Annotated in this window: 11 protein-coding genes; 8 read left to right on the forward strand and 3 right to left on the reverse strand. The window is 63.1% G+C overall.

Features of this window, described 5'->3' with window-relative positions:
- Positions 1-58: 58 nt before the first annotated feature.
- Positions 59-499 (reverse strand): hypothetical protein, encoded by a 441-nt coding sequence (locus tag G3480_RS23425; RefSeq protein ID WP_164656619.1) that lies wholly within the window; start codon positions 497-499, stop codon positions 59-61.
- Positions 500-620: 121 nt separating this feature from the next.
- Between G3480_RS23425 and G3480_RS23430 the strand changes: the two genes are divergently transcribed.
- Positions 621-1,208, forward strand: coding sequence for a class I SAM-dependent methyltransferase (locus G3480_RS23430; RefSeq protein WP_164656621.1), 588 nt, complete (start codon positions 621-623; stop codon positions 1,206-1,208).
- An 86-nt stretch (positions 1,209-1,294) separates the two neighbouring features.
- Here G3480_RS23430 and G3480_RS23435 read toward each other — a convergent pair whose 3' ends face one another.
- Both G3480_RS23435 and G3480_RS27720 read right to left on the reverse strand, forming a co-directional pair.
- A complete protein-coding gene (locus G3480_RS23435) occupies positions 1,295-1,864 on the reverse strand; it encodes a tetratricopeptide repeat protein (RefSeq protein WP_164656623.1) in 570 nt (189 codons plus the stop codon).
- Positions 1,865-2,023: 159 nt separating this feature from the next.
- Positions 2,024-2,179 carry a hypothetical protein gene (locus tag G3480_RS27720; RefSeq protein WP_167752487.1) on the reverse strand — a complete coding sequence of 52 codons (156 nt, stop codon included), beginning with the start codon at positions 2,177-2,179 and terminating at the stop codon, positions 2,024-2,026.
- Between the two features lie 212 nt (positions 2,180-2,391).
- Between G3480_RS27720 and G3480_RS23440 the strand changes: the two genes are divergently transcribed.
- The 7 genes from G3480_RS23440 (at position 2,392) to speE (ending at position 9,625) form a co-directional block, all read left to right on the forward strand.
- Positions 2,392-3,105: a response regulator gene (locus tag G3480_RS23440; protein WP_164656625.1), complete on the forward strand. Its 714-nt coding sequence runs from the start codon at positions 2,392-2,394 to the stop codon at positions 3,103-3,105.
- Positions 3,102-4,469: an ATP-binding protein gene (locus G3480_RS23445; protein ID WP_164656627.1), complete on the forward strand. Its 1,368-nt coding sequence runs from the start codon at positions 3,102-3,104 to the stop codon at positions 4,467-4,469. The genes G3480_RS23440 and G3480_RS23445 overlap by 4 nt, the downstream gene beginning before the upstream one ends.
- Positions 4,470-4,507: 38 nt before the next feature.
- Complete coding sequence (locus tag G3480_RS23450) at positions 4,508-4,972, forward strand: peroxiredoxin (RefSeq protein ID WP_164656629.1); 465 nt, start codon at positions 4,508-4,510, stop codon at positions 4,970-4,972.
- Between the two features lie 27 nt (positions 4,973-4,999).
- Complete coding sequence (locus G3480_RS23455; protein ID WP_164656631.1) at positions 5,000-7,450, forward strand: ATP-binding protein; 2,451 nt, start codon at positions 5,000-5,002, stop codon at positions 7,448-7,450.
- A complete protein-coding gene (locus tag G3480_RS23460; RefSeq protein WP_164656633.1) occupies positions 7,447-8,328 on the forward strand; it encodes an ATP-binding response regulator in 882 nt (293 codons plus the stop codon). Before G3480_RS23455 ends, G3480_RS23460 begins: the two co-directional genes overlap by 4 nt.
- An 8-nt stretch (positions 8,329-8,336) precedes the next feature.
- Positions 8,337-8,675, forward strand: a complete 339-nt coding sequence (locus G3480_RS23465) for an ArsR/SmtB family transcription factor (protein WP_164656635.1) — start codon at positions 8,337-8,339, stop codon at positions 8,673-8,675.
- A gap of 92 nt (positions 8,676-8,767) precedes the next feature.
- Positions 8,768-9,625, forward strand: a complete 858-nt coding sequence (gene speE, locus G3480_RS23470) for a polyamine aminopropyltransferase (protein WP_164656636.1) — start codon at positions 8,768-8,770, stop codon at positions 9,623-9,625.
- The last annotated feature ends 305 nt before the right edge of the window (positions 9,626-9,930 follow it).

A 9,930-nucleotide genomic window follows, 5' to 3' on the forward strand; every position in this document is an offset into this window, starting at 1 on the left:
TGGACTCAGTTCTGGCAGCGCATTGATCAGTTCGGCGCCGAATGCTGTTGCTGAGACATCATTCAGAGGCCGCACTCTCTCCGCCCGGTCGAAAGAGCCTTGACGCCGGATCCGCGAGCGAGAAGAGTGCGCGCACCTGGGCGACCAGTGCGGCCAGTGGCTCGCGCTGAGCTGTCTCGCCAGACAGGCGCGGCCAGTCCAGCAGCATGCGCCAGAGATGTTCGCGGATGCTCTCGAGCATCAGGGTCAGTTGACGCCGGTATCTGGTCTCAGGCAAGGCGCTCAAGCCCATTGCGGACTCGAGCGCGCCGGCGCATGCGTGGGACTGAGCCTTGGCGCAGATGGAGTAGAGCAGGGGAAGCAGAGCGGCGACCTCCGCACTGGATCGGCCCTCGAGCATTGATGGCGCCCTTAGCGGTCGCGACGAGCAGATGGTGCAGCGGATGCCTGCGGATGATCGCTGGAGCTGGATCTTGAGCCTGCCGGCCGGATCGGACATGCTGTGGTCTGTACCTTGTGTCGCGAACGCAAGGCCGACAGTTTAACGCATTCCCCGCACCCTAAACCCTGCCGGTCCCGGGCACATCCCGGAAGTACCGGTCGCGCCGAGTCCCCCTCTCATGCTCACAGCCGAACAACTTGCCAATCTGCGTCGTGATATTGAATTCAATGCCGAGTTGGGCGGTCGCAGTCTCAGCCTGCAAAGCACCTGGGGGCTTTTCTCACCGCGTGAGATTGATGAAGGGACGCGACTGCTGCTGAGTCACCTCGAAGTCGAGAGTGATAGCGACTGCTTGGATCTCGGCTGCGGCTACGGCCCCATTGGGCTGGCGTTGGCGGTCATGGCGCCTCGGGGCCGCACGCTGCTCGTCGACAAAGACTTCGTGGCCGTGGAGTACGCCAACAGAAACGCCCAGCGAAACGGTTTGAGTAATGCCGAGGCGCGGCTCAGCAATGGTTTCGATCAGGTCGAGCAGGGGCCTCTGTTCGACGTGATTGCGAGCAATGTGCCCGCGAAGGTGGGCAAGGAGCTGCTCGCCATCCTGCTGCATGATGCCCATGCGCGGCTGAAGCCCGGCGGGCGTCTCTATCTGGTGACCATCAACGGGCTGCGTCAGTACATGAAGCGCAACCTGAACGAGGTCTTCGGCAACTACGACAAGCTCAAGCAGGGCGCCCACTACACGGTGGCGCTAGCACGCCGCTGATGTCTCAGTGGTCCGCTGCCTGGTGTTTGGGAGGGCCTGATGTCTGGATCAGATGCGGCGCCCTTGCGCCGCAGCGCTGACCGCTGTCATCCCTCCGCGAGCATCCCCAAGAGACGTGACGCCTCCTTGCCGATGTCACTCTCGGGGTCGAGATCGCGCGCCCGCTCGAGGGCCGCTTTTGCCTGCGTCTCCTTGCCCGCCTGGAGGCTGAGAAAGCCGAGTGTCAGCCAGGGACGCTGCAGGTCGGAGGCCTTGCTGACCGCAATTTTGAGCTGCGCGATCGCGGCCTTGGTGTCGCCCGCATAGTGCAGTGACAGCCCCAGGTCGTTGTAGGCCTCGGCGTCCTCTGGATTCAGCTCCAGGATGCGACGGTAGACGCGCACCGCTTCCGGGAAGCGGCGCTCGACGAAGAGGGCGTCCGCCTGTTGATGCAGGAGTACGGGGTTGGACTCGGTGATGCTCTCCGGAATGGCGCTGGCGCTCAGGCCAGGCGCGGAGGCCGTCGGCGCATTGCGGACCGCAGTATTATCCACCCTGGTTGCCGGCTGGGCGGGGTGGCGTAGGTAGTAGTCGCGTGTCAGCGCAAAGACGGTGAATCCATAGAAGATCAGGAAGGCGAGGAGTGCGATCCAATGCAAGGGCGAAAGCTTGGGCATGGCGGGACAGGATGGATGCTGGGATTGAGACGCGGGATGCTAGGAAGCGGGCGCTCCCCTGTCAAACTTTGCTCGTCAGCACGGGAAAAAGGAGCCGCGACGGCAGGGTGTGTGACTGCCGTGCGGCCCAGTTGGCTTGCTGCTCGGAAAAGTGAGGAGTTAGGTGCGCAGGTCGGCGGAGCTGCTATCCTCGGTGGCCGACTCAGGCTTGAGCGATCGCTTCTTGGCGCCGTTCCGATTGACCAAAGCAATCAAAAATCCGCCGCAAAGGACGCTGGAGGAAAGGCCCAGCAGGGTGAGGGCATCAAAGCTCATGTGGGGGTCTCCGTATTCCGTTGGTCGACATACCGCTCCCTGACCCTTGAGCGCGGACGCCTGTGGAGCGAGGGACCGACGAAGACCGCCGTCCTGCTTTTCGGGTCTGTGACTATCTTGCGCCCAAGCCGTTAACAGAGTATTTCGCCGTCTGCTAATGTTGTAACAAATTGTTTCTAAGCTGCCTGCCTTGACGTTGAGCGCGATTGCTTATGCCTGATCGACTAATGCGAATCCTGGTCGTGGACGATGATGCCGGCTTGCGGGCGTTGTTGAGCGACTATCTCGCGCGCGAGGGGTTCCAGGTTGCCGGTGCCGAGGATGGCGAGGCCATGGATGCCTGGATGGAAGTGAATGAAACGGACCTCGTCATCCTCGACCTCATGCTGCCCGGCGAGGATGGTTTGACGCTGGCCCGCCGGCTGCGGACCCAGACGGACGTTCCAATCATCATGCTCTCGGCGCGTGGCGACGAGGTCGACCGCATCGTGGGCCTCGAGGTCGGGGCGGACGACTACCTCCCCAAGCCCTTCAATCCACGTGAGCTGCTCGCGCGCATCCGCGCGGTGATGCGCCGCCGTCAGCCGCTGCGCGAGGACGATGAGCGCGAGCACGACATGATCCGCTTCGGGCCCTATGAGTTGGACCTCGCGCAGCAGGAGCTGCGTCGCGGCGAGGAGCTGGTCGGCTTGACGCGCGGTGAGTTCGATCTGCTGCGCGTCCTGGCCGAGCATCCTGATCGGGTCCTCGACCGCGACCGTTTGCTCGATCTGCTCAAGGGCTACGAGCGCTCCCCCTTCGACCGCAGCGTGGATGTGCAGATTGCCCGGCTCAGGGCCAAGATCGAGCCGGAGACCAAGCACCCTAGGTTCATTCGGACCATTTGGGGCAAGGGCTATCGGTTCACGCCCGCAGGGAACTCATGAGGCTGTTGCGCCGGTTCGTGCCGGCGACGCTGTTCGGCCGCGCGCTCCTGACCCTCATCTTCACCTTCGGTGCCTTCGCCCTGGTGACCTCGTCCGTGATCATCTTCTATGCCCTGATGCCGGTCGCCCAACGCTCTGCGGCCGACTTGGCCAGCATCATGGTGCTCTCGGCGCGCACCTTGAAGCAGCTGCCCCCCCATCTGCGCGATGATTACAGGACCCGGCTTGCCACCGAGTATCAGATTCGGCTCGCCGAGGAGCGCCCCTTGGCGGACTCGCGGCGCTATTTCTTCCCCTATCTCAAGCGGGTTGAAGAGGCCCTCTCGCAGCGCTTGGCGCGCGAGGTCGAGATCGTCACCAGCGTCGCCAACGGCGAGCGCTGGTTTTGGGCCGCCATCGATGTCGATGGGGAAAGGCTCTGGACAGGCTTTCCGCGCAGCCGCATTGGCACGCGGCCGCTGCAGGGGCTGACGGTCATCTTTGTCGTCGCCGTCGTCCTCATCATGATCACCACGGTGATCCTGGCCGGCCGTGTGTCGCGGCCCTTGCGCGGGCTCGCGGCGGCCGCGGAGCAGGTCGCCCTCGGCTTTTCGCCCAACCAGCTGCCGGAGACGGGACCGCGAGAGCTTGCGAACCTGGCCCATCAGTTCAATGAGACGAGCCGCCAGATCCGCGAGCTGCTGGCGAATCGCACCATGCTGCTGGCCGGGATCTCCCATGACTTGAGGACGCCGCTCACCCGGCTGCGCCTCGCGGTCGCCATGCTTCCCGAGGACACGCCGCCCCGCTTGGTCGCGCGCATGGAGCGCGATATCGACGAGATGGGCGCGCTCATCACCCAGGCGGTGGAGCTGGGTAAGAACCTGGGCGCCGGGCGCCGCGAGCTCATCGACCTGAGCGTCCTCGTCTACGAGCTGACTGCTGGTCAGCCCAGGGTCATCTCGGAGCGCGTTCCCAGGTGCCGCTGCCAGATCGACGCCCTCGCAGTGCGTCGCATCGTCGGGAACCTGTTGGAGAATGCCCTCAGGTACAGTCAGGAATTGGTTGAGGTGTATCTGGATTGCCAATCCGGTCGGCCCGTGATCTTCGTGCTCGATCGCGGTTCAGGCATTCCGGAGGCCGAACTCGAGGCGGTGCTGCGGCCTTACTACCGGCTGGAGGGATCGCGCAATCGCCAGACCGGCGGCACCGGACTCGGTTTGGCGGTTGCTCACCAGCTCGCCTTGGCGAATCAGATCGAGCTGCGTTTGGGGCGTCGGCGGGGCGGCGGCACCATTGCCAGCGTGCGTCTGCCGATCCAGCGCTGGGATGGTGATGCAATTCGCGCGCGCCGCGGAGTTGACGCTCGCGCTGGGGGTGCCTAAATTCGGATCTCCGAATCAGACCACTGGAGCAATCAGCGATGCTGCAAACTGGCGATCGAGCCCCCGTCTTTTCTTTGCCGAACGCTGACATGGAGCGAGTCAATTTCGCGGAACTCCTCGGTTGCCGCAACTATGTGGTGTACTTCTACCCCAAGGACGATACGCCGGGCTGCACCATGGAGGCGCTCGAGTTCACGGATTTGCAAAGCGAGTTCGACGCCGCCGACACCGAGGTGATCGGTATCAGTCGCGACAGCTGTAGCAGCCACGGGGCCTTTCGCGACAAGCTCGGGCTGAGTTTTCAACTCCTCGCTGATACGGACGGCGAGGTCTGTGACGCTTATGGCGTCTGGCGCGAAAAGGAAGCGCACGGGGAGAAGCGCATGGGGATCCTGCGTTCCACCTTTGTGGTGGACCGGCAGGGGGTCATCCGCCACGCCCTCTACGACGTCAAGCCCAAGGGGCATGCCGCACAGATTCTGCAAATGGCGCGCGGACTTTAGTCGGATGCCGCCCCTGCGTTGCCGCGCGTGAAGCTTCGCGCCTACATTCTCGTCTTTTTGCTGGTCTTCGGGCTGATGCCGCTGATCCTGGCCGCGGTGATCAATCTGCCCTTGGTGCTGGATCGCACCTCGCTGTTCTACCAAAGGGCCTATCTCCAGAATCTCCGCGCCGATTTCAGAGACCTGGATCAGCATTTGGCGAGCCGGCATGAGATGATCCGGCTGCTCTCCAAGCTCCCGGAGCCCGGGCTCATCTTGGGCGAGCGCGGGGACGCCGACCAGATCGATCTTGCGCGCGCGCGCTATACCTCCTGGATCAATCAAATCCTCGCGGACCAGCGCGACGTCATCCAGATTCTCTTTGTCGGCGCTGGGGGGGAGCAGCGCTTCTGGCTGGCGCGCGATCCCATCACTCAAGAGTGGCATCCCTCCGAGCAGCCCCCGCAGATCCCGGATCGGCGTTTCTTGGCCGCTGGTCTAGAGAGTCAGCCGAAGACCGTCATGGTGAGCCGCATCCGCGTTGACCCTGGGGCCGGGGCAGAGGATCCACGACAGCTGATGACGCTGGATCTGACCAGCCAGATCGGTGGCGATCAGACCGAGCACGCTGAGGGCGTTGTCGTCCTGACGATCGATGTCGGCGGTTTGGCTGAGTTCTATCGCAACACCCTTTGGGTCAATCACGACGGGAGCTACCTCCGCCCCGGCCAGCCGGCGAGCGGCAAGCCCGAGGCCTTTGAGGCCTTTCCCGGCCTCGAGGACATCTTTGCCGAGGGGAAGCTCGCACTCTGGAAGGGCCGTCAGGGGCGCCAGATGCTCTGGGTGCCGATGTTCTTGACCGAGGACGGCTTTCCGCTCTGGGTCGGGCGCTCGGTCGATCCTTCCCCCATCGATGCCTTCCGCAATGCGCTGATCGTGCGGGTGCTTTCCATCATCTTCCTGCTCGTGCTCTTCGTCATGGTGCTGGCGCGCTGGATCGCCGCGCGCGTCGAGCATTTCGGTCAGGAGCTGACCGGCGGCATCGGCCAGATTCTGCGCGACGGCCAGCCGCTGCGCTTCAGCTGGCAGGGTCCGCGCGAGATCCGCGAACTCGGCGAGCAGCTCACCGCTCTCGCGCAGACGCACGCCGAGCATTTACGCACGGCGCGAGCCCATACACGTGAACTCGAGAAGTCGAACCGCTATAAGTCGGAGTTTCTCGCCAACGTGAGTCATGAGCTGCGCACGCCGCTCAATTCCATCCTGCTGCTGTCGAAGATGTTGGGCGCGGAGAGCAGCGGATTGACGCCGGCACAGCGTCGCCAGGCGCAGGTGATTCACGAGGCCGGTCGCGATCTCAGGACCATGATCGATAACATCCTCGACATCTCCAGGATCGAGGCGGGTCACGTCCACCTGTCCCTGGAGTGGGTCGAACTCAAGCCGATGCTCGAGGAGTTGATCGAACTCCTTGCGCCCATGCTCACGGAGAAGCCGGTCGAGCTTCGCCTCAGCGTTAGCCCGCAGGTCAGAAGTCGGGTCTTCAGTGATCGCGAGAAGCTGCGTCAGATCCTCAAGAATTTCCTCTCCAATGCCGTCAAGTTTACCGAGCGCGGGCAGATCCACGTCAGCGTCGCAGCGCGGGACGACAAAGCCTATCCGATTGCGCTGAGCGTCTCCGATACCGGGATTGGCATCCCGGCGGACAAGCAAGAGATCATTTTCGAGGCCTTTCAGCAGGCCGACGGCTCTACTCGACGCCGATACGGTGGGACCGGGCTGGGTCTCTCGATCAGCCGTGAGTTGGCGGGTCTGCTCGGTGGTGCCATCGAGGTGGAGAGCGCGCCGGGTGCGGGTGCGCGCTTCTCCCTGCTGCTGCCGCTCTCGGCTGACATTACGCAGACCGCAAGACAGGCCGAGGCTGAGGCGGATGCCGAGTCCAACGGCGATGGCGCCGCCACCGTGGACCAGACGCCGGACGCGATCATGCCCGTGTCATCTTCCGAGTCTGGCCTCAATGCGGGCTCGGCCTGGGTCTTGATCATTGAGCGCGATGTCAAGACGCTGGTTGCGCTCACCTCTGATTTGAAACAACTCGGGCTGCGCGTCCAGACTGCGGCGGACCTCGACGAGGCGCTGGAGACCCTGGCCGAAGAAGGCGAGGGCTGCGAGCTGGTGCTGTTGGCGGCTCAGGTGTCCGCCGAAATGACCTATGATACGATCCGGGCGTTGATCGCAAAGGGTCAAGAGCCCCATCCGGCGGTTGCCGTCATTGGTCCCGCAGCCAGCAAGAGCCAGATCGACGCCTGCCTTGATGCCGGCGCTCAGGACTATCTTTCCAAGCCGATCGACCCAGGGCCGCTGAGTGCACTGCTCGCGCGCGTCCTGGATCGACCGACAGGGCTTGAGTCACCGTCGCCGCCCGCAGGCCAGGAATCCCGGGTCGAAGAAGTCGCGGGCAGGGTGGACGTCAATCGCCAAGAGGAGGAGACGACATGACTCGCTATGCCGGCTTCAAGCTCCTGATTGCCGACGATCACGCGCATAATCTGTTCACCCTGCGCACCCTGATCGAGGCGCACATGGAGGTCTCCGTGGTCGAGGCCCACTCGGGACAGGAGGCGATCGACTGCACCCATCAACACCCGGACATCGATCTCATCATTCTCGATGTGCAGATGCCGGAGATGGACGGTTTTCAGACCGCGTCGCTGCTGAAGATGCGCAAGCGCACCCGCGATATTCCGATCATCTTCCTCACGGCCGCCTTCAAGTCCGAAGAGTTCCAGCAGCAGGGCTTCGCCGTTGGAGCCGCTGACTATCTGCTCAAGCCGATCGAGGACAACCAGCTCATCAATAAGATCAGCACCTATTTCCGGCTGATCGAGAAGGAGCGCGAACTCAATCGCACCCTGGAGCGCAAGGTCGCCGAGCGGACCTTGGAATTGGCCGAGGCACGCCAATACCTTGAGAATATACTGACTTATATGGGGGAAGCGCTGCTGGTGCTGGATCCGGACGGGACCATCAAGCTGACCAATCCGGCGGCTCGTCAGATGCTTGGCTACAGCGCGGAAGACTTGCTCGGCATGGCGATTGGCGATGTCTTCGAGGAAGAGGGTGATGCAGAGGCGGGTGCCTTCATGGGCACCTGGCTGGAGGCGCTGATCCGCACGGGTGCGCTCAGCAAGATCGAGGCGCGCTTCATTGCGAGCGATCAGCGGCGGGTGCCGATCCTATTCTCACGGACAGCCGTCAAGGACAGCGCCGGCAACATCAGCGATATCATCTGCATTGCGAAGGATATGACCGGGTACGTTCGAGTCGAAGAAGAGGCGGATCCGACGCTGCATCGGACCGTGCGCGAAGCTTATTAGGAGGATGGATGATGATCGAGCCAGAGATCCCCGTGTCGTCGCAGGACGAAAATACCGCGCTCACTGCCAACGCCCTCAAGGCGATGGCGCATCCGCTGCGCTGGAAGATCCTATGCTCTTTGGGTAACACCGAGCTGTCCGTGGGTGAGATCGTCGACCGCACAGGGACCTCGCAGAGCAATATTTCGCAGCATCTCGAGCAGCTCAGAAACAAGAACATCGTGGTTGCGCGCAAAGAGGCCAACCGGATCTATTACCGGATCCGCAACCCCCAGCTCCTGGAGCTGATCGGCATCATGCGCGAGGTGCTCTGCCCCGCCAATCTCGATGATCGAGCCCCGAATTAGAGCGTCCCGCTAGGCGTTTTCAGTCGCTCACTTGTGGCGGTACGCCGCCTTTCCTCATAATGGCGACCCCATTTCCCCACGGGTAGCCCGCCATGCTTGAGCCCAGTCAATGGTTCTCTGAGGTTGTTCGCGATGCCGGCAGTGCATTCTCGCTGCGTATTCGCGAGAAGCTCCATGAGCAGCAGACGCCGTATCAGCTGATCGAGGTCTATGCGACCGAGGGCTTCGGCAACCTCATGGTGATCGACGGCTGCACCATGCTCTCGACCCGCGACAATTTTCTCTACCACGAGATGATGTCGCATCCCGCACTCTTCACGCATGGCGCGCCCAAGCGTGTCTGCATCATCGGTGGCGGGGATTGCGGCACCCTGAAGGAGGTGCTCAAGCATCCCCAGGTCGAATCAGCGGTCCAGATCGACATCGACGAGGCCGTGACCAGGCTTGCCGAGCGCTATTTTCCCGAGCTGACAGCCTCCAATTCGGATCCGCGTGCCCAGCTCCGCTTCGAGGACGGCGTTCGCTGGATCCAGCAAGCCGACGCCGGCAGTCTGGATCTCATCATTGTCGACAGCACGGATCCGGTCGGCCCAGCCGAAGGCCTCTTCACCAAAGACTTCTACGCCCATTGCTGGCGGGCCTTGGACCTGGGCGGGATCCTGGTCCAGCAAAGCGAATCGCCCCTCTATCACATGCAGATCCTGCGGGACATGCATGCCGAGATGCAGGCTGCTGGATTCGTAGCGTCACGTACCCTCTTCTTCCCTCAAGCCATCTACCCCTCTGGCTGGTGGAGCGCGACCATGGCGGGCAAGGAGGCTGACCTCGCGGATTTCCGTGCCGAGGATGCCGAGCGCAAGCCCTTCGAAACCCAGTACTACAACGCCGAAATCCACCGGGCGGCGCTGGCTCAGCCGGAATTCTTCCGCCGACAGCTCGCGGGCTCGTGAGTTGGGAAGCGCAGCCAGCTTTCAGCCTCCAGCTGTCAGCGGGTTGCGCTCAAGCGCTCAAGCGCTCAAGCGCTGACGCGCTTTTCGGACCGAGCCCGGGGCGAGTATCTGGTTTTCTTCGCGGGCGTGGATCGTCGGGTCGCCCGCTCGCTTGATTCGGTGCAGGACATCCTTCAGGCAGAACGACGTGGGAGCGGCGCCACCCCCCCCGCAACCCCCCCGCGCCGCGGGGGGCCCCGCCCCCCCCCAGGGGGGGTGGGGGAAAAACCCGGGGCCCCCCCGTTTGGGCGGGCACAAAAAAAAAA

The organism is Thiorhodococcus mannitoliphagus, assembly GCF_010915725.1.
Classification (GTDB): domain Bacteria; phylum Pseudomonadota; class Gammaproteobacteria; order Chromatiales; family Chromatiaceae; genus Thiorhodococcus; species Thiorhodococcus mannitoliphagus.

Coding starts and splice junctions, on each gene's coding strand:
- G3480_RS23425 (WP_164656619.1), bottom strand. CDS start 499: ATGTCCGATCCGGCCGGCAGGCTCAAGATCCAGCTCCAGCGATCATCC.
- G3480_RS23430 (WP_164656621.1), top strand. CDS start 621: ATGCTCACAGCCGAACAACTTGCCAATCTGCGTCGTGATATTGAATTC.
- G3480_RS23435 (WP_164656623.1), bottom strand. CDS start 1,864: ATGCCCAAGCTTTCGCCCTTGCATTGGATCGCACTCCTCGCCTTCCTG.
- G3480_RS27720 (WP_167752487.1), bottom strand. CDS start 2,179: ATGAGCTTTGATGCCCTCACCCTGCTGGGCCTTTCCTCCAGCGTCCTT.
- G3480_RS23440 (WP_164656625.1), top strand. CDS start 2,392: ATGCCTGATCGACTAATGCGAATCCTGGTCGTGGACGATGATGCCGGC.
- G3480_RS23445 (WP_164656627.1), top strand. CDS start 3,102: ATGAGGCTGTTGCGCCGGTTCGTGCCGGCGACGCTGTTCGGCCGCGCG.
- G3480_RS23450 (WP_164656629.1), top strand. CDS start 4,508: ATGCTGCAAACTGGCGATCGAGCCCCCGTCTTTTCTTTGCCGAACGCT.
- G3480_RS23460 (WP_164656633.1), top strand. CDS start 7,447: ATGACTCGCTATGCCGGCTTCAAGCTCCTGATTGCCGACGATCACGCG.
- G3480_RS23465 (WP_164656635.1), top strand. CDS start 8,337: ATGATGATCGAGCCAGAGATCCCCGTGTCGTCGCAGGACGAAAATACC.
- speE (WP_164656636.1), top strand. CDS start 8,768: ATGCTTGAGCCCAGTCAATGGTTCTCTGAGGTTGTTCGCGATGCCGGC.